Below are 23,062 nucleotides of genomic sequence, written 5' to 3' on the forward strand. Positions count from 1 at the left end.
CGTCGAATTATAATGGTAACACTAAAATTTTTGAGCGTCGTTGATAGTTATATAAAGCTTGTTTTTGAGAAGGCAGGTCTTCAACAGTCCCAAATTTAAAACCAAGCTCTAAAAACCAGTGTATGCTACGAGTTGTTAAAGCAAAAATTTGTTTATAGTTGCGCTTTCTGGCTTTTAAAATAATGTGTTTTAATAACATTTGGCCACGATCAGCATCGCGGTATTTAGGGTGAACAGCTAAACAGGCAAACTCCCCCATCTGCTCATCTTCAAACGGGTATAGAGCAGCGGTTCCAATCACAAGCCCATCACGCTCAATTAATACAAAATGGTCAATTTCCATTTCTAATTGTTCGCGCGAACGTCGGACCAATAACCCTTGCTCTTCTAACGGCCGGATCAAATCTAAAATACCGTTAATATCACCGATATAAGCACTGCGTAGTTTTTCGGCCGGTTCAGTGACTATTTGAGTACCTATACCGTCACGAGAAAACAATTCTTGCAAGAGCGAACCGTTAATTTCATAACTGACCAAGTGACAACGCGGAACACCTGCACGGGCGGCCGTAATAGCAGCATTTAAAAATGCTAGTTTGCCAGAGCAGCTAACATCTTCTGGGTCCATTGACTGTAGGATTTGCTCAGCATCGTTTGGCAATAACTCAGCAATAATACTGCCATCTTCCCCTTCGATACCGTTAGAGTCACAAAAGCCTATCATTTTATCGGCTTTTAAGCGGATTGCTACTTGAGTGGCAATTTCTTCTGCGGTTAAGTTAAAGCTCTCACCGGTAATAGACGCAGCAATAGGGCCCATTAATACAATACCATTGCTGTCAAGCTGGCGCTTGATGCCTGTAACATCAATTCGTCGAACCCGACCGGTATGCTGGTAGTCAACCCCTTCATCTATACCAAGTGGTTGCGCCATAACAAAGTTACCACTTATCACGTTAATTTGAGCACCTTGCATTGGAGTATTGCTGATACTCATAGATAAGCGTGCAGTGATGTCTAATAAAAGTTCACCCGCCACTTGTTTGATGATGCGGATCACAGCATCGTCTGTGATCCGTATTCGTTTATGGTATTGACTCGTCAGCCCAGCTTCTGCAACGGCTTCGTTGTTTTGCGGCCGTGCACCATAAACTAAAACAACTTTAATGCCTAAGCTGTTTAATAAAGCAATGTCGTTGATAATTTCGTCAAAACCAGGTTGGCGAATGGCTTCACCGCTTAACATCACAACAAAAGTTTTACCTCTGTGTGCGTTAACATAAGGTGCTGATTGACGAAATCCGTCAACCAGCTCTGTAGTTCTGACTTGGTTATCCATTATTTATTAAACCGACTCAGCGCATGCGCAACTTGCTCTTTAGACGTGCCCCCTAGCGCAACTCGTTTTTCAAGGCAAGCTTCGATGGTTAGATGCTGATAAACATCCGCTTCGATAACCTCACTAAAGCTTTTTAATTGCTCAATAGATAAATCTTCGAGTGGCTTTTGAGCTTCAATTGCGGCGACTACAGCACGGCCAACAATATGGTGTGCTTCGCGGAATGGAATGCCTTTTGCAACCAAATAGTCAGCTAATTCAGTGGCATTAGAATACCCTTGTTGCGCTGCTTTATAAGTGTTTTCGCCTTTAACTTCGATGCTTTCGATACATAAGATGGCCATTTTTAAGCAAATACTCCAAGTATCTACGGTATCAAATAAACCTTCTTTATCTTCTTGCATGTCTTTGTTGTAGGCCAGCGGCAGTGCTTTCATGGTCACCATCATGCCGGTTAACGAACCAACCACACGACCACATTTACCACGGATTAATTCCATCGCATCCGGGTTTTTCTTTTGTGGCATCAATGATGAACCAGAAGTCACCGCATCACCCATTTCTAAAAAGCCTGCTTCACCTGTATTGTAAAAGATAATATCTTCTGCCATACGTGATAAATGCACACTAGAAATTGAAGCAACTGATAGCAGCTCTAAAACATGATCGCGATCTGAGACCGAATCTAAGCTGTTACGTGTCGCTCTGGCAAAACCTAACTCTTTTGCTAAAGCTTCTCGGTCGATAGCATACGCGGTACCCGCTAATGCACCACAGCCTAGAGGTGAGGTATCCATTAACTTTAATGCATTGTTTAAACGAGCTAAATCGCGCTCAAACATTTCAACATAAGCCAAACACCAGTGGGCAAATGTGACAGGCTGGGCACGTTGCAAGTGGGTATAACCTGGTAATACGGTATCTTGATGTTTTTTAGCCAACTCAACCAGCGCGTCTAATAAGCCGCCTAACAATTCCGCTAAATTTTGCCCTTGCTCACGACACCAAAGTTTTAAATCGGTAGCAACCTGGTCATTACGGCTTCGACCTGTATGTAATTTTTTACCTAAATCGCCGACTGCATCAATTAACTTGCCTTCAACCCAGCTATGAATGTCTTCAGCGTCCGATTGTAAAACCAGCTCAGGATTGTCTTGAACTTGTTTTAACAGATCATTTAATGCGCTTTCTAACTCCCTCTGCTCATCTGAGGTTAGTACATTGACTGATGCTAACGCTTTTGACCAAGCGATTGAGCCAATAATATCCTGCTCTGCCATGCGGTAATCCACCGGCAGAGAGTCATTAAATTGCTTAAATAAGTCACTCGTTTGACCACTAAAACGGCCGCCCCAGAGTCCCATGTTTATTTCCCCGCTTTTTTAGCTGCTTCGTTTAGCGCGTGGATACGGCTAGATAAGCTGAATAAACGGATAAAGCCTTCAGCATCTTTTTGGTTATACACTTCGTCTTCACCAAAAGTTGAGAACTCTTCATTATACAGGCTGTTTTCTGAACGACGTTGAGTCACAGTGCAGTTACCTTTGTATAAACGAACAACAATATCTCCACTAATGCTCTCAGCAAATGAGGCGGCTGCGGCTAACAAAGATTTAGATAATGGAGTGAACCAACGACCGTCGTAAATCACGTGCGAAAACTCAAGGCCCACTTGTTCACGGAATTTAAGAGCGCTTTTATCTAAAATCATAGTTTCTAAAGCTTTATACGCTTTCATTAACACAGTTCCGCCTGGTGTTTCATAACAGCCACGAGACTTCATGCCAACCAAACGGTTTTCTACTATGTCTACACGGCCGACACCATGAGCTGCTGCTTTTTTGTTTAAATACATCAAAGCATCGTAAGCAGACAGTTGCTGACCATCAACCGCAACCAACTCACCTTTATCAAAACTTAACTGAATGGTTTCTGACTCATCAGGTGCTTCCATTGGATCCACTGTCATGGTCCAAATACCTTTTGACGGCTCACACCATGGGTCTTCAATTTCACCACCTTCGTGGCTGATGTGCCATGCGTTTGCATCACGACTATAAATTTTAGTTAATGATGCAGAACAAGGAATATTACGTTCAGCTAAATAGTTTAATAAGTCTTCTCGTGAACGCATTTCCCACTCACGCCAAGGTGCAATCACTTTTAATTGTGGTGCGAGTGCAGCAAAACAAGACTCAAAACGAACCTGATCGTTACCTTTACCAGTGCAACCGTGACAAACAGCATCAGCACCTACTTTTAACGCCACTTCAACGTGTGCTTTAGCTATGACAGGACGAGCCATAGAAGTCCCTAATAGGTATTCACCTTCGTACACGGCACCCGTTTTAACAATAGGGAAGATATATTCTTTAACAAACTCTTCTTTAAGGTCAACTACGTGACATTCAGATGCGCCAGAGGCAACGGCTTTTTCTTTGATACCTTCAAGCTCTTCATCACCTTGACCTACATCGGCACAAAAGGCGACAACTTCACAGTTGTTATAGGTTTCTTTTAACCAAGGAATGATAGCTGAAGTATCTAAACCACCACTGTATGCTAATACGACTTTTTTGATCTCTGACATGAAAATGCTCCTACTTGCACAATAGCGACATTAAAACCGCATTTTGTGCGTGCATGCGGTTTTCTGCTTGTTGCATCAATAATGATGATTCACTATCAACCACTTCGTCGGTGGCTTCTACGCCCCGATAAACGGGCTGACAATGCATAAAATATTTAGCGCCGAGTTTATCCATTAACGCAGCATCTGTTCTATAAGGGGCAAAAATACGTTTTATATCGTCCAGTGATTTACTGTCACCCATAGAAACCCAAGTATCATTGTAAACGGCTTCAACACCAATTGCGTCATCTACATTATCACTTAGGGTAATTTTTCCGCCATATTGTTTGGCTAATACTTTTGCTTGTTCTGTAATGTGGGCATCTGGTGAATATCCAAGCGGCGTGATCACACGCACATCAACACCCAAAATAGCCCCTGCCAACATCAATGAATGGGTCACATTGTTTCCATCACCAATATACGCAATTGAGGCACCCGTTAATGAATTGCCGCGCGCTTCATATAAAGCTTGGTAGTCAGCCATCGCCTGACAAGGGTGATACAGATTACAAAGTGAATTAACCACAGGCACTGAACCGAATTCAGCTAGCTCTAATAAAGTATTATGATCAAATACACGCGCAACAATCGCATCAACCCAGCAAGACAGATTTTTGGCAAAATCTTTAACAGATTCTCGTTTGCCAAGTGCCCCATTTTGCTGATCTAAATAGATGGCATGCCCTCCTAATTTAGCAATCCCGACATCAAAACTTACTCGGGTACGCAACGAAGGTTTTTCGTATATAGTTGCAACACTTTTGCCAGCTAGTGCTTGGCTGTACTTAGCTGGGTTTTGTTTACTATCCACTGCGAGTTTAATGATATCCATTAACTGCTGTGGTTGAAAATCTTTTACTGTGAGGAAGTTTTGCAAAACTTAACTCCAAATTTATTCGACTGGCTGCACTGTTGTGCCGCACGTTTGGCCATTCAGCCATTGTGATATTAGCTCTGGATGACGCCAATTCATGATACCAATAGGGGCTTTTAAATCACTGGCGGTTTGTAAAGCAGTATTCACTTTAACCACCATACCATCTGTAATGACTTTATCGGCAATCAATTGGTCGGCTAGTTCACGGGTCATCTCAGCTATCACTTGTTTGTTTTCGTCTAAGATGCCATCTACGTCTGACAATAAGACCAATTGCCCGTTTAGCATACGAGCAACCGCTTCCGCGGCCTGATCAGCATTAACGTTTAATAAATTACCTTGGCTATCAGTGCCAATTGAGCTGACTAACGGCAGATAACCGGACTCGATTAAGGTTGTTAACAAACCGGCATGCCCGTCACCAACCACACCTACGCAGCCTAAATCTGGATCTGAAACATGACAGTTAATTTCACCGCCATCTGCCAGCGATAAACCAACCGCTTTATCGTTAACGGCTTTTGCCATAGCAACCATTTGTTTATTGGCCGTACCGGCAAGGCCACCAACAACATATGGAATATGTTCAGGTGGGGTGATCCTTAAACCATCTTTTTTTTCGCTATTCAGGCCTAGGTCTGCCAACAGCTGCTGAACTAAAGCACCACCGCCATGTACAACCACGACCGCTTGTTGTTCTCGAATTTTTTTTAGCTCGGTTAAAAATGCCTGTAGGCAGCTTTTGTCTTCTAATAAAGCACCGCCTACTTTAATGACTAAAGGTTTTTGCATTTGTTAAATAAGCCCTCGACTAGACTCAAAACCAAATCGGATGTTGGCACATTGTAAGGCCTGTGATGATGCACCTTTTAATAAATTATCAATGGCGCTAACAACAATTAAATAACCTGTTTTTTCGTCTAATTCCCAATGCAAATCAACAAAAGGCGTACTTTCTACATCTTGAATTGATGGCCAGGCTTGACGTAAACGCACTAACTTTTGCCCTTCATAAGCATCTTTAAACGCTTTAGTGACCTGAGTTGGGCGTGTACCATCCATTAGTTTTAAGGTAATGGTTGCCAAAATACCCCGTTTAAAATTCCCCAAGTGTGGGGTAAAAATAACAGGGTTATTTAAGTGCTCTGAAATTTCAGGCAAATGACGGTGGCTTAATACACCATACGGATTTAAGCTAACATTACAAAAAGTTGTTTTTAAATTCGCACTGCGGCCAGCACCAGAAACACCACTGGTTGCATTAATAATAGGCATCACGCTGTTATCGATTAAACGAGCTTCTTTAAGTGGCTTTAACGCACTTAATGAAGCCGTTGGATAACAGCCTGGCACTGAAATTAGGTTACTTTTGCGAATTTCGTTTTCATTCCACTCAGCTAAGCCATACACAGCTTCATTGAGCAAATCCGGAAATTTATGAGAAAAACCATAATAGTCTTTGATTACAGCTAAATCAGATAAACGATAAGCGCCTGATAAGTCGAATACTATGCCACCCGCTTGGCTGATCCTAGCAACCATCTCAACACTGGCTTCGTGTGGTGTGCACAAAAAGATAGCATCACATTCGGCAACAATTTTACTGATTTGGTTTTCACTAATAGGGATCAGAGTACGGTCGATCTGATAAGCATATTTACCATGGATCGCAGAAAAAGCTTTATAAGCGTCCGCACTATTTTCGGAAACATATAAACCGGCGATTTCAAATTCTGGATGTTTGTGAATCAGGTTAGCCAATTCGGCTCCTGCATAACCACTTGCACCTACGATAGATACTCTAATCATTGTCCACTCCCGCACAAAAGCAAAGGCATATTGTAGCAATCAAACCATAAAAAAATAAAGCGCACGCCCTGGAATGGTTAAATTTCCTAGGCAGTGCGCATCAAAGTGTCCATATAATAGACAATAGTCAGCGTCAGCACAAGCGCGACGAATAATTATTCAATAAAAATGGATAATTATTTAAATTTTAACCGCAGCTAAAGCCGTTTTAACCGCGTCAACTAATTCGTCTTTGTCTTCAATACCCACCGAAAAGCGAATTAGGCTCTGGGTAATGCCGGCTTTTAACTGAGCGGCTTCGTCCATCGCTGCATGCGTCATAGTCGCTGGGTGGCAGACCAAACTTTCTGTACCACCTAATGATTCGGCTAATGAAAAATGCGCTAATGCATTTATAAATTGAGTCACTTGGTCGGTACCACCCACCAACTCAAAACTTAGCATAGCACCAAAACCCTGTTGCTGCGTTTTAGCAATTTCATGACCTGGATGAGAAGGTAAACTAGGGTGATACACTTGTTTGACTGCCTGATGTCCATCTAATAGCTCAACTAATGCTAATGCATTTTCTAAATGCTGCTTCATTCTTGGCACCAAAGTTCGTACACCACGCAAAGTCAAATAGCTGTCAAACGCCGAACCTGTAATCCCAATACAATTTGCCCACCAAGCTAGCTCTTCGCCCAACTCAGCGGTTTTAGTAATAACAACACCGCCAACCACATCACTATGACCATTTAAGTATTTAGTGGTTGAATGAACAACAATGTCAGCACCTAACGTCAGCGGCTGCTGGAAGACGGGCGATAAGAAGGTATTATCAACGGCCACTAAGGTATTATGCTGTTTTGCGCGCTGGCAAATATCTTTTACATCTGTAATGCGAAGCAATGGATTGCTTGGTGTTTCCACCCAAATCATTTTCGGCTGAGCAGCAAACGCTGCATCTAATTCAGCTGGGTTGGTTTGGTCGATGACTTGCAGCTTAAATGCACCACGTTTAGCTAAATTAACAAATAAACGATAGCTACCGCCGTAACAGTCGTGCGGCACAACCAATAAGTCGTCCGGATTTAATAATTGGCAGACCAAATGCATGCCAGCTGTTCCTGTCGCTGTGACGATACCGTGCGCACCCTGCTCAAGTTCTGCCAAAGTATTGGCTAAAATATCACGCGATGGATTACCACAGCGACTATAGTCGTATGGTCCTTTTTGGTCAAAACCATCAAATGCGTAAGTACTAGATAAATAAATAGGAGGTACTACGGCTTTATATTGGCCATCGCTTTCAATACCACCGCGAACCGCGATAGTTGCGAGATTTTTTTTACTCATATATTATGCAGCCTGAATTATCATTTTAGACGTCTATACGGCTAAAATGTATCTTGTTGTGTACTTCTGGTCAAGCAATTGTGCGGGATCAGATAAAGTAGTTGAATAAAATGCTGTAACAAGCTGCTATTATAAAGAAAATTTTAAAAATTACTAAAACAGGCCGCCACGAATGACTAAATGGGACGGAAACTATATTCACCCTTATGTAGAGCATGGTAAAAAAAGCGAAAAAGTAAAAAAAATCACTGTCTCTATTCCCACTAATGTACTTAAAGTACTGACCGATGAACGCACTCGGCGCCAGATCAGCAATTTAAAACATGCCACCAATAGCGAACTGTTATGCGAAGCGTTTTTACATGCATTTACTGGCCAACCGTTGCCTACAGATGATGACCTAGCCAAAGATAGCCAACATAGGATCCCTTCAGAAGCGCGCAAAATAATGGATCAAATGGGTATAGAATATGAAGAAGAGGATACCCTGCCTGAATAACCTTAACGCTTTTTCAGGATAACCCTTGCACGCTTTCCTACTCACCCGAGATAGCTTTGATTGTCCTCAGCGTGGCCTTTGCATTGAATACTGGTTTAACAGTGAGCAAGGTCAACAACAGCTGATTTTAACACAACAGCAGAGTTATTTTTTTATTCAACAGCAGTCGTTACAAAAAGCATTAGAGCAACTTGCTGACTTAAAAAACTCGTTAAGCTATCGGTCCATTGAGCATCTTGATTTTGCACAAAAACCAATGGTGATCCTTTATTTTAAGCAGCTTAAGATCCATCAACTGGCGGTAAAACGCCTGCAAAGTGCAGATATTGAGTGTTTTGAATACGATATTAGGCCACATGACAGATATTTAATTGATCGCCGCTTATATGGCTCTGTCTGGCTCGACCATACTAACCAGCAAAAGCCTTTGCAGCGGTTAAAAAAACCTTGGCAGCCCACATTAAAAGTGACCTCATTTGACTTAGAGTGCAGCGAAAAAGGCGTTTTATACAGTGCAGCTTTTTATAGCCCAGATTACCAAAAAGTGTTTATGCGCGGCCCCGCGCCTGCGGGCACCATGCCCGACTACCTAGAATTTGTTGAAGATGAAGCCAGTTTAATTAAAGCTATCATAGCTTTTATCCAAAGCTATGACCCTGATGTGATTATTGGCTGGAATGTAATTGGCTTTGACTTTAATTTATTCCAAAAACGCTGCGACAAACACCAAATACCCATGAATATTGGCCGTAATGGCCGCAGAGGTCGCTGGTTTAAGCGCAATCAACAAAATGAGCAAAAATCTATTAAGTTGGCAGGTCGAGTGATCATAGACGGAATAGAAGCATTAAAAAATGCTACTTATCAGTTTGCCAGCTTTTCACTCGAAAATGTCTCACAAACATTATTAGGTCGCGGCAAATTAGCCGATGATGTAAGCAACCGAATGGCCGAAATTAACCACAATTTTGCCCATGACAAACTCGCGCTAGCCAGCTACAACTTGCAAGACTGCGAACTGGTATATCAAATTTTTGCCAAAACTAAACTACTGGATTATTTAATTTTACGCAGCCAATTAACGGGCTTAGAAATTGACCGCAATGGCGGCTCAGTGGCTGCTTTTACCAATTTATATTTGCCTTTTGTGCACCAGCAAAAATATATAGCGCCGAACTTGCCAGCCGACGGTGGTCTTGCAAGCCCTGGTGGCTATGTGATGAACTCTCAACCTGGTTTATATAAAAACGTATTGGTGCTGGATTTTAAAAGCCTGTATCCGTCGATTATTAGAACCTTTAAAATCGATCCAGTTGGTTTGATCGAAGGTTTAAAAGCACCGGAAGATGCCATTGACGGTTTTAAAAATGCCAAGTTTTCTCGCCAGACACACTTTTTACCACAAATGATTGATAGCTTATGGCAGCAAAGGGATGTCGCCAAAGCTGAAAAAAATCAGGCCTTATCGCAAGCCATTAAAATTATTATGAATTCTTTTTATGGTGTACTTGGTTCCGGCGGTTGCCGCTTTTATGACACCCGCTTAGCAAGTTCAATTACCTTGCGTGGTCATCAAATTATGCAGCAAACCGCCAGTTGGATCCAAGAGGCCGGTTATCAAGTAATTTATGGGGATACGGATTCAACCTTTGTTTGGTTAAACAAAGATGAACTCAATGCCTCAGATGCACAAGCGATTGGCCGAGAGCTTGAAAAAATGATTAATCTAAAATGGCAAAATACACTCGCCACTGACTTTAATTTAGATTGTTTTTTAGAGCTCGAATTTGAAACCCATTTTAAGCGATTTTTAATGCCGACGATCCGAGGTCAGGAATCAGGCAGTAAAAAAAGGTACGCCGGTTTAGCTGCGGATATGCAGCATCAGCAAGCAGACAAACTAATCTTTAAAGGGTTAGAAACTGTGCGCAGCGATTGGACAGAACTCGCCCGTGAGTTTCAAACCCGCCTGTATGAGATGGTATTTAACGATCAGGATCCGCGCGATTATGTATTGCAAACGGTTGAACAAACCTATGCAGGCAAATACGATAGCGCATTGATTTATCGCAAGCGATTACGCCGTAAGTTGGCCGACTATCAAAAAAATATTCCACCTCAAGTACGGGCTGCAAGGCTGGCTGATGAAAAAAACAAATCGTTAGGCCGTTCGCTAAAATATCAAAATAGAGCCTGGATCCGCTATTTAATTACTACAGTGGGCCCCCAACCTCTTGAATATTTGAGCAATCCGATCGACTATCAGCATTATGTCGACAAACAGTTAAAACCTGTTGCCGATGCGATATTGCCGTTTATTAATACCTCGTTTGAGGAAATATGCTCACCGCAGTTAAAATTGTTTTGAGCTTAACAAATAATTTTTAAGGACATCCTTATGTTAAAAACGCTTTTATGGGCAACAAGTTTAATTGCGCTGGCGATGGTTACATTACCAGGTTTGTTATATCAGTTTGAGTTAATTAATTTAGGCACTGCATTTAAAACCTTAAAAAGTAGCCACTTTGTCGTGTATGCCTCATCGTTTTTTATTGCAATTGCATTGTTTATCGCGATAGGTAAAAAACAAAAACACCTTTTGGTCAGTGCGCTAGTTTGTTTGTGCATTAGCTTAGTGGCGTTTGCAGGGCCCATTGTAATGTTTAACAATGCCAAAAAAGTGCCTGCCATCCACGATATTACAACAGATACGGTTAACCCACCTGAATTTGTTGCGATAAAACCACTACGCAAAAATGCCCCCAACCCTGCTGAATATACTGGTGCCGAAACCGCGGCAAAACAACTTAAAGCTTACCCTGACCTTAAACCTTTATATTTTAAACAAGATAAAAAAACGGTTTTTAATGCAGCGGTTGCTGCGATAAATGCACAAGGCATAAAACTGGTAGACAGTGACCTTGCAAGTGGCCGCATAGAAGGCGCAGACAAAACCTTATGGTTTGGTTTTAAAGATGACGTAGTGCTGCGTATTAGTGAACAAAGTGGGCAAACTAAAGTCGATATTCGCAGTAAATCACGTTTAGGTAAAAGTGACCTAGGCAAAAATGCCGAGCGTATTATGCAAATTGGTGAGCGCATCAAAAAACAGTTAAAGGAGTAAACCCGTGTTAAAAATATTAACTTTGTCGGCCAGCACACTTGCTTTATTGTGTGTTATTTTAGCTGGCCCTTTATACAAGTATGAAGTCTTATCTTTAATTCCTGCAATGAAAGCCTTGCGCTTTGGCACTGTATTAGCGTTTGCGGCCATTGTTTTATTATTTATCGAGTTAGTATTTTATAAAAAAAGCCTAACTTGGGGTTTTAAAATCAGCAACCTAGTGATGGCTGGTATTGCGCTCGCGATCCCCTTGAGCATGATGTTAAAAGCCCAGTCGCTACCAATGATCCACGACATTACCACAGATACGCTAAACCCACCGGTCTTTGAGCAATTATTACCCGACCGCAAAAATGCGATGAATCCAGCCGAGTATCCAGGCAGTGAGGTCGCAGCGCAGCAAAAACAAGCCTACCCACAAATAGAGCCGTTATTATTGCAGCAAGACAAACGCGCTATCTTTAATGCGGCACTCGAGGCGGTTAAACAATTAGAGATTGAGCTGATTCATGCCGACTTTGACGCGGGTCTTATTGAAGCAACCGCAACCAGTTTTTGGTTTGGCTTTAAAGACGATCTAGTGTTCCGGTTAAGTGAACAAGGCGATTTGTGGCGTTTAGATATACGCAGTAAATCGCGCGTCGGCAAAAGTGACTTAGGCAAAAATGCCGAGCGCATCGAACAGCTGCTCAAGCTGATCCAAAAAGAACTAGCGATAAAATAATATAAAAATGATCAATATAAAATCTTTATGCCACCCGCAGCTCAATATTAACCATTGGCAGCTTAACCCTGCTGAGTGCGCTGTGGTGTTTGGCTTAAACGGTGCCGGAAAACAATTAATAGACCAGCTGTTAACCGGCAAGTTTAATGACTTTAAAGCTGAAGCTGCCGAGCGGCCAACTGCCGACAAAGTGGCGCTGATTTCATTTGAAGCGCAGCAAAAAGTATATGAACATGAGCTAAAAATAGACCAGAGTGATATCACCAACGAAGTTGATCCTGGCACCTTAGCAAAAGACTTTTTGCCTCAAGATGCGTTAGATAACCCACTAATCGACCAGCTTAATTTACGCCACCGCATGCACACTGGCTATCGCCAACTGAGTACAGGTGAAGGTCGTAAGCTATTAATTTTACAAGCCATTCTGAATGGCTGTGAACTTTTGGTCTGTGATAACCCGTTTGACAGTTTAGACACCGCCAGTTGCCAAAACTTATCCGAAACCTTACACCAGTTGGTTAAACAAGGATTAACGCTGGTTTTGTTATTATCCAATCAAACGGATATTCCAAACTGGCCGCACCAACTTTATCTGCTAAACCACAACCAATTAGACAAAATTGAAAATAACGACTCACAGAGCCAAATATTGGCAAGTATCACTCAATTAAACCAAGGTTTGTTAACGCACCCATGGCCAAAACCTCTGATTGAATCGACCACTTTGCCAACCAAACCGTTAGTTGAAATTAAAAATGCAGCCGTTGTATACGATGGCAAAGCCGTTTTTAGTGACATCAACCTAACCATACAAGCTCAGCAACATACTTTAATCACAGGCGCAAACGGCTCGGGTAAATCAACTTTAGCTCAGCTGATCACAGGTGACTGTCCTCAGTGTTTTAGCAACCATGTTAAAGTATTTGGCTATTTGCGTGGCAATGGCGAAACCATTTGGGATATTAAAAAACATTTAGGCATAGTGAGCTCTGAATTGCATCGCAGTTATCGGGTGAGTTGTTCGGTATTAGAAGTGGTGCTTTCTGGTTTATACGATTCTATTGGTATTTACCAGCAGCCTAGCCAACCCGAAATCAATTTAGCACGTGCTTGGCTCAATAAAATAGGTTTAGCCGATAAAATTAAAAGTTCGTTTAAACAGTTAAGTTATGGCGAACAGCGGCTGGTACTCATTGCCCGAGGGTTAATTAAAAGCCCTTTGTTGCTGGTCCTTGATGAACCCACTCAAGGGCTGGACCAAGCCAATCGAGCGTTGATTTTGCACTTTTTACAGCAATTAGAAGCCCAGCAGCACTCGACTATATTATTAATCAGCCATCGTGAAGACGAACATTTACCATTATTTAAACAAAGGCTGGCGCTTTAAAATTGGCGGATAACAGTGAATTTGCTATTATCCGCGTCAAATTTAGCGTTATTTTAATTTAGGAAAACTCTCATGACTTTGGCGCACAGTGTTTTGGCTGTAAACGACGATTTACCGATTAGAACCGATAAACCCGTTCATAGTGGAAAAGTCCGCTCTGTGTATTGGTTAACTGAAGCCGATAGCCGTCGCTTAATTGAAGAAAAAAATTACCCAGTAAAAGCCGATGCGCCGTTAGCTATTATGGTGATCAGTGACCGTATCTCAGCCTTTGATTGCATTTGGCATGGTGAAGGTGACTTGCAAGGGATCCCGGGTAAAGGCGCTGCGTTAAACGCCATAGCTAGCCACTGGTTTAAACAATTCAAACAACAAGGTTTAGCAGATAGTCACATTGTTGATATTCCGCACCCCTTTGTTTGGATTGTGCAAAAAGCTAAACCCGTCATGATAGAGGCTATCTGCCGACAATATATTACCGGCTCTATGTGGCGCGCGTATGCAAAAGGCGAACGAGATTTTTGTGGGATTCATTTACCTGAAGGTTTGCAAAAAGACCAAAAGCTAGATGAAGTCTTAATTACGCCGTCGACTAAAGGTATTTTAAAAGGTCTGCCAGGTGTGCCAGAAGCCGATGATGTAAACATCACTCGACAAAACATCGAAGACAACTACCAAGCATTTAATTTTGCCAGTCCAGCCGACATAAATTTATACGAAACCTTGCTCAAAGAAGGTTTTAACAGCATTAGCCAATCACTCGCGGCCTTAGATCAAATATTTGTCGATACTAAATTTGAGTTTGGTTATGTTGAAGACGAAAACGGCAAACAAAAGCTGATTTATATGGACGAAGTAGGTACACCGGATTCATCACGCATTTGGGATGGTGAGCAATACCGTAACGGCAACATTGTTGAAAATAGCAAAGAAGGCTTCCGCCAGTTTTTATTAAACCATTTTGATGACGCGGATATTCTGCTTAATAAAAACCGCATGGACGAACGCTTAGCACTTGCGCGCGACAATGCATTGCCACTTTCTGCCATGATGGCACTGTCTGAGACTTATTTAAACATTGCTGAAAAAATCACAGGTCAAAAAATTTGTTTAAGTGAAGATCCGAAAGCTGAAATCATTAATATTTTGCGTGACGAATACGCATTAATCGACTGACACATAAGTGACATTTACCTGAGTTATACTTAAAAAATAATAACTCAGGTAATTCTTTCATGTCTCGTTTTTATTACTTGGGCTGTGTTTTTTTAATGAGCCTAGTATTAGGTTTAGCTTTATTTTTTATCTACCAGCCCGGCTCGGTGCAGCTTCAACTGAGCGATTATCATAAATATCAATGTTCAACCGGCAGCGATAAAACAGAAACCTTTAAATATTTAACCGCGATCCCTTTACTCAATCAGCAAATCGCTGAATCTTTATGTCAAAGTCAGGCAATTGCTAGTCACTTTGGTCATGTGGAAATTATCTGGAAAAACCGCAACCAACTCACTGTTAATGATCTATTAAATGGCAACATCAATTTATTGTGGAGCCGCGATCACAATTTAGCGGGTTTATTGCCTAACCATCAGGATTATTTTAATAAGTTACTAGATATTAATAACTACAGCGTATATTGGTACAGCAGAATGCAGGGTGCTGAATATAATAAAAAGTTCTTTGCCCAAGTGCGCATTGGTTTATTGGCAAATGAAGTCAGCCAAACCCATTATTTATTGCCGATGGATGCGCTAAAAAAACATAATATCCAAACCCAAACCTTAGATATTGTCTACTTTGATGATACCTATAGTCTTTATCAAGCGTTTAAAGATAATCATATTGATCTAATCCCAAGCGGTGCATCTTTTGACAAGCAGCTCGATTTTAGCGTAGAAAAATTACTTATATCAGCAAATGTGCAAGCCGCTTCAATTTATTTAGACAATACCCAACCAGAAAGCGTAGCTTGCGCAGTTAAACATGCAATACAGCCGATTTTGACTTATTTAACAGAAATGGATGCCAAGATAACCTTCAACTACTCGCAGAAACAGCCATGCCAGATTTTTTAACTCGAATTAAATGGATCCAATGCGTCTTACTCACAGGGGCGTTAATGTTGGTTTCAGTGTTTTGGCTACACTGGTCTGCAAACCATGCTCTTAAAACTCAGCTGCAAAAAGAACTACCCACAAAAATACACTCAGCACTTTTAAATATTACAGACATAGGCCTGAGAAAACATCAGTTGCGCCATTCTATTAACTCAGATTTCCGCGCTCAGGATAATTTTTTTAACTCATGGTTTTATACACAAGTTGAAGTTAGTTTAGTTAATATTGCCGTTAAACAATCAAACCACAAATATACCGGTTTAAATACCTTTAGCATGAGCGACCAGAGCTCTAATTTTCCACTTACGCTTGAGTTTAAAACTCAGCTAAAACTTAATTACCCATTAATTGTTTTAGCTAACTTTGTTTTTTCCGTCATTTTTTTTACCCTGATCAGCTATTTGCCAGCCCCGTTAAATGCAAATGCGCTCAAATGGCATAAAAAACTCAAAGGGTATTCTGATCACTTAAAAGATCCTGCTTTGGCGAAAAAAACCTGCTTAATGACTAACGGACAGAAAAGTCTAATCGATAGCCTCTTGCATACCGAGCAACTATCAGCAGAGCAGATCGAAACTTTAATCAACAGCCTTTGTTATGGCTCAAAAAATGATTTGACCAATAGTCAAATAAATACTTTTATCGCCGTTTTCCCGCGCTTAAATCATGTCGATAAAGCTTTATCTTTTGCTTGTCACCCAGATACACTCACACTTGATGTTAGGCATCTTTGCATTTATATCAAAGGCTTAAAAATTCAACTGAGCAAAACACCTTTTATTTATTATTATTGGTACGCTCAACAAAAACGACAAGATGGAGAAGGCTGGATATTAAACCCGTCTCCGAGTCGACCTGAAAAAGAAGCAGCAAAGTCTTTGATAACGCTAATGCAAAGCTTAAATGGGCACGCTAAAGCACTGAATGACTTACGTGAAGTGGGTTTAAAAGCAAAAACACTCGACCAAAACCGAAACAAAATAAAACAAGAAATTGTGGGTTGTTTATCGGATGAAATTGCGCAAGCATTTTTATTTGAAACACGCCGAGATCCCCGCACACAAAGGTACTTTTACCGCTTAAAAACACCTAAAGAACACATAAAAATAATAACCTAATAAACTGATTTATATATGTTTAATTTTTAGAGATATCTATAAAATCAAATCCAATATCTATTTAATTTAATTGTCATCAAATATTTTCATGCTACTCCCAAATTAAGTTTGAATAAAAACATTCACGGGAGAAAACATGCACACCTTAAATAAAATAAGCTTTGCTGTAATAAGCATTTTGCTCAGTAGCTCGGCGCTCGCACAAGCAGATCAGCTTGCAAACCAAACCGAAATAGAAGAAGTGGTGGCCGTAGCTTCACCAATAAGAGATAGTCAAAAAGCGGCCATCGATGCCAAACGGCAGGCCAATAACTTTGTGGATATTGTAGCCGCCGATACGATTGGTCGTTTTCCTGATCAAAACTTAGCAGATTCACTCGGTCGAGTGCCAGGGTTAGCGATAGAAAGAGATCAAGGCCAAGCCCGCTATATTAACTTTAGAGGTGCGCCCTTTAGATACACCAGCATAGCCATTGACGGTATTTTAATTCCGGGTGCTGAAAATGGTCGAATTCCTCGCTTTGATAGCTTTCCATCTGTGATCACCAGCCGCATCGAAGCGAACAAAGCCATCACGGCCAAGATGCCAGCAGAGAGCATTGCTGGCTTTATCAATATTCATACCTTTAATCCATTTGACAGCCAAGGGTTTGCATTATCGGCCGATTTAGGGCGCGGTCAGCAACAACTCGGCGATGGTGATGTAAAAAAACAATCCGCACGCCTATCTTGGTCCGGTGAAGAATGGGGAGTGAGCGCATTTGCATCACAAAATAGTCGAGAGCAGATCACAGACAACCGTGAATTTGATTTAGAACTAGAAAACGCTCAACTGAAAGTGAATGAGTTGGATTTTCGCAGCTATAAAATTAAACGTGAAGACAGCGCCATTGGTGGACGTTTAGAGTATCGCCCAAATGGCAGCGCAAATAGAATATTTTTATCCAGTTTACGCAGCGAATTTAAAGATTTTGAGCAACGCAACCAATATGTATTTGATTTAGCTGGCGGAGCCGAAGCACTGGGTGTTGCACAACCGCTTGGCGAACGTGGCGAATTGCCGCTTATTTTAGTCACGCGAATGTTAGAAGATGGGGTCTATAAAAACTCTACTTTTACCACCACTTTGGGAGCCGACATTCAACTCGGACAATGGTTTGTAGAAAGTCGTTTAAACCATACTAAAACTGAAAACCATACTGCTTTGCCGATCATTATGAGCGCAGGCGGAAAAACTGCAGGCGCATTTGATATCAGCAATTTAGCCGATCCTATATTAACTTTGTATAAAATGGGTAGTAACGATCAAATCAGTGCAGGTGAAATTAACCAACCTAAAGATAACAATGACTACGCCATGCACTTGGCCTACCCTATAGAGTCGCAATTAGAAATTAAATCTAACCAGCTAAAAATTGATGCTGAACGGTATGTAAAGCTGTTTGCTGATAGCCAAATTTTAACGCTTGGTGTGGCGATTAACGACAAACAAGCCGATGGTTTTGGCATGTCTGCGGCAATTGGTGGTTTTCCACAAGCTGTTAATATAGATGATTTTATTACCGAAGACTCGTGGGATAGCGACTTTACCAATAGCATTCAAGGTCAGTATTTTGATAACCAAGGTTTAAAAGATGCTTGGCAAGACAGCGTGGACGGCAGTTTGTTTGCAGCGCCCAGCGACGATTTATTGATAAAAATTGATGAAACCATCAGTAGTGGATACGCCATGTTAACCACTGACTATGGCTGGGGCAATTGGGTGATTGGCTTACGCGCTGAACACACTAATTATACCAGCACTGGCCCTGAAGCCAGCCATAGTGACTCTGAACTGCATTGGTTACCCAGCGCACATTTAAATTACAATTTATCAGATAAAGTAAAACTGCGCGCTTCGTTTAATACCGCAATTAGCCGCCCAACCTACAACGAATGGCGTGGCAGTGCCTCTTACGATTTAACCCAAAGCCCAGTGACAGTTTCTGGCGGTAATCCAGCGCTCAAAGCAGAAGAGTCTATCGGTGCTGATTTTGCACTTGAGTGGTATGCAGCCGATGCCAGCTTATTGTCGGCAGGTTTGTTTACTCGCAGCATAGACAATGTGATTTATGCAGATAGTTCAGAGGTAGATGGCGGTTTATACAATCCAGAATACAGTGGTGAAACTTGGCAATATAGTGGGTTTGTAAATGGCAAAGATGGTCAACTGAATGGCCTAGAGCTGAACGCCATTGTGCAATTGGCAGATTTTATCGATGGCCCTTTTAATGGCTTTGGGTTTAGTGCCAATGCTACTTTTTTAGACAGCGAATTTACTAGCCTAAGCGGCAACAAATTTAGTTTACCCGGCACGTCAGATGCGATTTATAACGCTTCTGTCTTTTTTGAATCCGTCGACTGGTCGATACGATTAAATTATCAATTCCGTGATGACTGGTTATCAACCACAGAAAACGATTCTATGGGTGAGTACTGGGATGCCCAAACCCGTGTCGATTTATCGGCAAACTACCAACTGCCATGGCAAATATCCGGTGCAGACATTTCTTTGTACGCCAACCTGAACAATTTAACTGACGAAGTCGACACCCGATACATAGGCACAGAACAAACCCCTAACCAAATTGAACGTTATGGCAAACGCTATTTAGTGGGTGTGCGAGTAAATTATTAATTGGAGCAAACAAAAATGAAACTTTATAATAAAACCCTAGTATTAACCTTATCGGCTACTTTAATGATGACAGCCTGCCAAACCCTTGAATCACAAAAACTGGCGGCACAAAATGCATCAGATCAACAAATCAGCGACGCCAGCAAACAAAAAGTATTACAGCTAGAGGGTGGCCGTAATTTTCGTCAACTCGGCGGATACGAAGCAGCCGATGGGCGCAAGGTAAAATGGGATCTATTGTACCGCTCAGGGGCCTTGCACAAACTGACACCAGCCGACTATCAGCAACTTGCCATGCGCGACATCGCGACCGTTATTGACTTTAGAGCAAACGACGAAAGAGCAAAAGATGTAACTCAGTGGCAAGCAGACCCAATTAAACACATGACATGGGACTATCAATTAGAATTTGATAAAGCCGCTTTTGGCCGTCTGTTGAGCAAACCTAATGTGAGTGAAGCCGACATGGAACAACTGATGATACAAATGTACCCAGATTTAGTCCATTCGCAAAAAGCACATTACAAAGCCATGTTTGCCCGCTTGTTAGAAACAGACAAGCCTGTATTGTTTCACTGTACTGCGGGTAAAGATAGAACGGGTATCGCAGCCGCTTTGATTTTAACCTCACTAGGTGTTGATAAAAAAACAGTCATTAAAGACTATGTGATGTCTGAACAACTATTAGATCCAGCCGAGATGTTGCATGCTTCTGACGAGCAAAAAGCCGACCCTATGTACGCGGCCTTTGCACGCCTGCCTAAACCGGCACTTAAAGCCTTAATGGGCACCCGAGCCAGCTATTTAGAAGCGGCTTTTGCTGAAATGGAACGCCAATCTGGCTCGGTTGAAAACTATATTCAAACCGAGTTAGAAGTGAGTCCAGCGCAAATTGTGCAACTTCGTGCAAAGTATTTAAAATAGCCCCATACAACCCAGTGATCACAAATCGCTGGGTTGTACACAAACTATCTGCTCCACTGACTTTGGGCGCTGAGCTAGGTACTAGCTAAGTTTTAGTTCAGCTTAAAAGACGGTCTATAATGATCGCTTACTTTTAAATGCTCTGGGGCGAAAGCCCTTTTTTTGTATCAACTGTTGGGAAAAGGCAGAAAAGCCATCATTGATTTTGAGCTTTTGAGCTTTTACGTAACGGCTTCAGTCCCGTACACATCAAGATGTTAAACAGCAACCTTTTTAGCCCAATTCACTGAGTAATTAACTAATATGGAACCTTAGTTTTCTAAAGTACTAACACCAATGTCATTTGCCAATGGAATAAGCATTTTTTTGTCTAGAGGCCAATTATCAAGAAGTCTTCTTTTTTTGCGTTTCAACATCCAATACAAAAGCAAAACGGTGCTTTGCTTATAGAGTGCGCCATCAGAGTATTTACTTTTTATAATTTCGGGAATAGCTGGGTTATTATTGATAAATTGCTCTATCGTGTTGATTAAATCGGAATCAATAAGATCCTCAAATTCATCCAAGATAGTTAAAATAGACTTCTGCGTATCCGCTTTAATTCCTGTAAATCCATAATATAATGCATCAAGTTGCGAAACTATTGCCAACTCTTCTAATGGCCCTTTGCTTAATTGTTTTGTAACCTCAGTAAAGAAATCATCTGTTGTTTCAATAAGAGCCATACTTTTAGCGACAGTACGATGTACTTTTGGTTTTATCGCTGTTTTTGCTTTATATATAGCATCATGTGTTAGCTCAGCATGAGCATGTTGCAAGAGGGTTCTTATTTGGACTTCGCAAGGTACGTTTTCTGGTATATCAACCCCATCAATTGACACTTGCTTTTTAGGTCGCAAAACAAAATGAACCGATTGATAGGTAAACAATAAAGGAGAATTTTCTTTGTCTTCATCAAAATGTTTACAAGCATCAAATGTCCATAGATCCGATGATTTGATAATGTTGCAGATCAAATCGATGTCGCTAATCGTTAACACTACAAACCTAGCACCTACTTTATCTTCTATATCGTTATACGGATCAGAGTAGTTTTTACCCGCACGATAGAACGCTTTGTCAATTAAAGATTGATCATCCTTTAGTCTATGTTTTGCAGGTATTTTAAGAAATGTACCTAACTCTTTATTTACAGATTCAAGACTAGAACAAATTTCAGCAACTACAAACTTACCCCATGCATCATAGACAGGTTTATCTTCCTGCCATTTCGCAAGAAATTCAGCCTCGGTCATTCTTGAGTCACTATTTTGTCCTTGATTATTACCTTGGTCCATTCCGTTGCCATACCTGATTCATCTGCTTCTCCTTCTATTGTAGTTATATTTATTAAATCTTTAAAAGAATCTGAAGGAGCTGAAATTTTAACATTCTTACTAAAACTGACCTTTCTAAATTTTAGGTTGCTACTTATGTGTTCAATATCTTTAGTAAAGGAAGCCGTTGGAATACCTGAATTCTCCATATGTTCGGAGAACGCATCTTGAACATCAGTTTCAAAATATTTGGAAGCAAAATCAGCAGTGCTAATTGAGGAAGAAGTATCGACTTTTAAATAAGTAGTCAATGCGTTGATATAGTCGCTTTTTTTCGCTTCTGGAACATCAAGTGTAGTAATAAAATCTTTTGCTGATTCATAAAACTGTTTAGTAGTTCTGGCACTTGTTTGAGGATATCCGCAACCAAGAAAATCAGCATAGAAATATCTAGCAGCAGCTTTACCTCCAGCCTTATTTATCTGCGAATCCGATACCATGACAATCCATTTATCATTTAAGTCCGAATATGTAGGAGCGTAGTTAGATTTCTCAAAAAAAGCTGCTGTTTTATACAATTTTGAGCTTGGCGTTAACAGGACTTCCTCTACATATTTTAATGAGATTTCACCTGTTTGTTCATCTACTTCCTTTTCATAGGCGCTATGAGTTTCTGCTTTTATCAGTCCTAAAAATTTTTTAGCCGGATGGCCTTGAGTACCACTGAAGACAACGACAATACCACCGGGAATTGATTTCATTTGTTGAGCGTCAGCCAGAAGAGTAGCGAAATCATATGAAGAAACAGCAAATGTTTCATCATTTTCATCAATAGATCTTTCAACTAGCTGAGGTAAGTGAATAGCTTCCTGATGAACAATTTCCATCTGTACAGCTCTTGAACTTTCACCTAGAGCTTCAACAACACGTTGTTTAAAAGTTTCCATTGCTTCACGCGAAAAACGTGTGAATTCATGGCTCTGCATAGGTGTTATTTTCTGACCTTCAGCGTCACGTTGATAGACCTGATGAATAATAATTCGATCAATATTTAAGTTCAGCAACTGCATATTACTACCTTGTATTTATTATTTTTCAAACCACATCATACTTCTTTTTAAAATTAAAAAAAGCCCCATCTCTACTCAAGTCAGCTCAATATTCCAGCCTTGAAA

19 protein-coding genes are annotated in these 23,062 nt (G+C 41.0%); 10 read left to right on the forward strand and 9 right to left on the reverse strand.

Translation table 11 applies throughout. From position 1 onward, the window contains the following. Positions 1–7: 7 nt before the first annotated feature. From argA to metB, 7 genes are all read right to left on the reverse strand, one after another. Entirely contained in the window at positions 8–1,339 is a 1,332-nt protein-coding gene (argA, locus tag C727_RS0101780; RefSeq protein WP_017443906.1) for an amino-acid N-acetyltransferase, read from the reverse strand. After that, a complete protein-coding gene (argH, locus tag C727_RS0101785) occupies positions 1,339–2,703 on the reverse strand; it encodes an argininosuccinate lyase (RefSeq protein ID WP_017443907.1) in 1,365 nt (454 codons plus the stop codon). Before argH ends, argA begins: the two co-directional genes overlap by 1 nt. A 2-nt stretch (positions 2,704–2,705) precedes the next feature. Continuing rightward, positions 2,706–3,929 carry an argininosuccinate synthase gene (locus tag C727_RS0101790; protein ID WP_017443908.1) on the reverse strand — a complete coding sequence of 408 codons (1,224 nt, stop codon included), beginning with the start codon at positions 3,927–3,929 and terminating at the stop codon, positions 2,706–2,708. A gap of 10 nt (positions 3,930–3,939) precedes the next feature. Continuing rightward, positions 3,940–4,851 carry an ornithine carbamoyltransferase gene (locus C727_RS0101795; RefSeq protein WP_017443909.1) on the reverse strand — a complete coding sequence of 304 codons (912 nt, stop codon included), beginning with the start codon at positions 4,849–4,851 and terminating at the stop codon, positions 3,940–3,942. Between the two features lie 15 nt (positions 4,852–4,866). Continuing rightward, the gene (argB, locus tag C727_RS0101800) at positions 4,867–5,643 is read right to left on the reverse strand and encodes an acetylglutamate kinase (RefSeq protein WP_017443910.1); all 777 of its coding nucleotides are present in this window, start codon (positions 5,641–5,643) and stop codon (positions 4,867–4,869) included. 3 nt (positions 5,644–5,646) lie between these two features. After that, complete coding sequence (argC, locus tag C727_RS0101805; protein ID WP_017443911.1) at positions 5,647–6,660, reverse strand: N-acetyl-gamma-glutamyl-phosphate reductase; 1,014 nt, start codon at positions 6,658–6,660, stop codon at positions 5,647–5,649. Positions 6,661–6,840: 180 nt separating this feature from the next. After that, positions 6,841–7,998: a cystathionine gamma-synthase gene (gene metB / locus C727_RS0101810; RefSeq protein WP_017443912.1), complete on the reverse strand. Its 1,158-nt coding sequence runs from the start codon at positions 7,996–7,998 to the stop codon at positions 6,841–6,843. A 172-nt stretch (positions 7,999–8,170) separates the two neighbouring features. Between metB and metJ the strand changes: the two genes are divergently transcribed. The 10 genes from metJ to C727_RS0101860 all read left to right on the forward strand — a co-directional run bounded on the left by metJ (position 8,171) and on the right by C727_RS0101860 (position 20,571). Beyond that, positions 8,171–8,497 (forward strand): met regulon transcriptional regulator MetJ, encoded by a 327-nt coding sequence (gene metJ, locus C727_RS0101815; protein ID WP_017443913.1) that lies wholly within the window; start codon positions 8,171–8,173, stop codon positions 8,495–8,497. A 25-nt stretch (positions 8,498–8,522) separates the two neighbouring features. Next, complete coding sequence (locus C727_RS0101820; protein WP_017443914.1) at positions 8,523–10,865, forward strand: DNA polymerase II; 2,343 nt, start codon at positions 8,523–8,525, stop codon at positions 10,863–10,865. A 30-nt stretch (positions 10,866–10,895) separates the two neighbouring features. Continuing rightward, the gene (locus tag C727_RS0101825; protein WP_017443915.1) at positions 10,896–11,621 is read left to right on the forward strand and encodes a DUF1499 domain-containing protein; all 726 of its coding nucleotides are present in this window, start codon (positions 10,896–10,898) and stop codon (positions 11,619–11,621) included. A 4-nt stretch (positions 11,622–11,625) separates the two neighbouring features. Beyond that, positions 11,626–12,345, forward strand: coding sequence for a DUF1499 domain-containing protein (locus tag C727_RS0101830; RefSeq protein WP_017443916.1), 720 nt, complete (start codon positions 11,626–11,628; stop codon positions 12,343–12,345). 7 nt (positions 12,346–12,352) lie between these two features. Further along, complete coding sequence (locus tag C727_RS0101835) at positions 12,353–13,732, forward strand: ATP-binding cassette domain-containing protein (RefSeq protein WP_017443917.1); 1,380 nt, start codon at positions 12,353–12,355, stop codon at positions 13,730–13,732. A 72-nt stretch (positions 13,733–13,804) separates the two neighbouring features. Further along, a complete protein-coding gene (locus C727_RS0101840; protein ID WP_017443918.1) occupies positions 13,805–14,908 on the forward strand; it encodes a phosphoribosylaminoimidazolesuccinocarboxamide synthase in 1,104 nt (367 codons plus the stop codon). A 59-nt stretch (positions 14,909–14,967) separates the two neighbouring features. Then, on the forward strand, positions 14,968–15,810 hold the full coding sequence (locus tag C727_RS0101845) for a hypothetical protein (RefSeq protein WP_017443919.1): 843 nt from the start codon (positions 14,968–14,970) through the stop codon (positions 15,808–15,810). Further along, complete coding sequence (locus C727_RS18935; RefSeq protein ID WP_017443920.1) at positions 15,795–16,970, forward strand: hypothetical protein; 1,176 nt, start codon at positions 15,795–15,797, stop codon at positions 16,968–16,970. Before C727_RS0101845 ends, C727_RS18935 begins: the two co-directional genes overlap by 16 nt. A 136-nt stretch (positions 16,971–17,106) precedes the next feature. Further along, positions 17,107–19,647: a TonB-dependent receptor gene (locus C727_RS0101855; protein WP_017443921.1), complete on the forward strand. Its 2,541-nt coding sequence runs from the start codon at positions 17,107–17,109 to the stop codon at positions 19,645–19,647. Between the two features lie 15 nt (positions 19,648–19,662). Beyond that, positions 19,663–20,571 carry a tyrosine-protein phosphatase gene (locus C727_RS0101860; protein WP_017443922.1) on the forward strand — a complete coding sequence of 303 codons (909 nt, stop codon included), beginning with the start codon at positions 19,663–19,665 and terminating at the stop codon, positions 20,569–20,571. A 311-nt stretch (positions 20,572–20,882) separates the two neighbouring features. On the opposite strand, the gene C727_RS0101865 is transcribed toward C727_RS0101860, so the two are convergent. Then, positions 20,883–21,908 carry a GTP pyrophosphokinase gene (locus C727_RS0101865; RefSeq protein ID WP_017443923.1) on the reverse strand — a complete coding sequence of 342 codons (1,026 nt, stop codon included), beginning with the start codon at positions 21,906–21,908 and terminating at the stop codon, positions 20,883–20,885. After that, entirely contained in the window at positions 21,863–22,957 is a 1,095-nt protein-coding gene (locus tag C727_RS0101870; RefSeq protein WP_017443924.1) for a nucleoid-associated protein, read from the reverse strand. Before C727_RS0101870 ends, C727_RS0101865 begins: the two co-directional genes overlap by 46 nt. Positions 22,958–23,062 lie beyond the last annotated feature (105 nt).

It is taken from the genome of Gayadomonas joobiniege G7 (assembly GCF_000300815.1).
Classification (GTDB): domain Bacteria; phylum Pseudomonadota; class Gammaproteobacteria; order Enterobacterales; family Alteromonadaceae; genus Catenovulum; species Catenovulum joobiniege.

What these genes read in the sequence shown, in the direction of transcription:
- argA (WP_017443906.1), bottom strand. Translation starts at nt 1,339, where the DNA reads ATGGATAACCAAGTCAGAACTACAGAGCTGGTTGACGGATTTCGTCAA.
- argH (WP_017443907.1), bottom strand. Translation starts at nt 2,703, where the DNA reads ATGGGACTCTGGGGCGGCCGTTTTAGTGGTCAAACGAGTGACTTATTT.
- C727_RS0101790 (WP_017443908.1), bottom strand. Translation starts at nt 3,929, where the DNA reads ATGTCAGAGATCAAAAAAGTCGTATTAGCATACAGTGGTGGTTTAGAT.
- argB (WP_017443910.1), bottom strand. Translation starts at nt 5,643, where the DNA reads ATGCAAAAACCTTTAGTCATTAAAGTAGGCGGTGCTTTATTAGAAGAC.
- argC (WP_017443911.1), bottom strand. Translation starts at nt 6,660, where the DNA reads ATGATTAGAGTATCTATCGTAGGTGCAAGTGGTTATGCAGGAGCCGAA.
- metB (WP_017443912.1), bottom strand. Translation starts at nt 7,998, where the DNA reads ATGAGTAAAAAAAATCTCGCAACTATCGCGGTTCGCGGTGGTATTGAA.
- metJ (WP_017443913.1), top strand. Translation starts at nt 8,171, where the DNA reads ATGACTAAATGGGACGGAAACTATATTCACCCTTATGTAGAGCATGGT.
- C727_RS0101825 (WP_017443915.1), top strand. Translation starts at nt 10,896, where the DNA reads ATGTTAAAAACGCTTTTATGGGCAACAAGTTTAATTGCGCTGGCGATG.
- C727_RS0101835 (WP_017443917.1), top strand. Translation starts at nt 12,353, where the DNA reads ATGATCAATATAAAATCTTTATGCCACCCGCAGCTCAATATTAACCAT.
- C727_RS0101840 (WP_017443918.1), top strand. Translation starts at nt 13,805, where the DNA reads ATGACTTTGGCGCACAGTGTTTTGGCTGTAAACGACGATTTACCGATT.
- C727_RS0101845 (WP_017443919.1), top strand. Translation starts at nt 14,968, where the DNA reads ATGTCTCGTTTTTATTACTTGGGCTGTGTTTTTTTAATGAGCCTAGTA.
- C727_RS18935 (WP_017443920.1), top strand. Translation starts at nt 15,795, where the DNA reads ATGCCAGATTTTTTAACTCGAATTAAATGGATCCAATGCGTCTTACTC.
- C727_RS0101855 (WP_017443921.1), top strand. Translation starts at nt 17,107, where the DNA reads ATGCACACCTTAAATAAAATAAGCTTTGCTGTAATAAGCATTTTGCTC.
- C727_RS0101860 (WP_017443922.1), top strand. Translation starts at nt 19,663, where the DNA reads ATGAAACTTTATAATAAAACCCTAGTATTAACCTTATCGGCTACTTTA.
- C727_RS0101865 (WP_017443923.1), bottom strand. Translation starts at nt 21,908, where the DNA reads ATGGACCAAGGTAATAATCAAGGACAAAATAGTGACTCAAGAATGACC.
- C727_RS0101870 (WP_017443924.1), bottom strand. Translation starts at nt 22,957, where the DNA reads ATGCAGTTGCTGAACTTAAATATTGATCGAATTATTATTCATCAGGTC.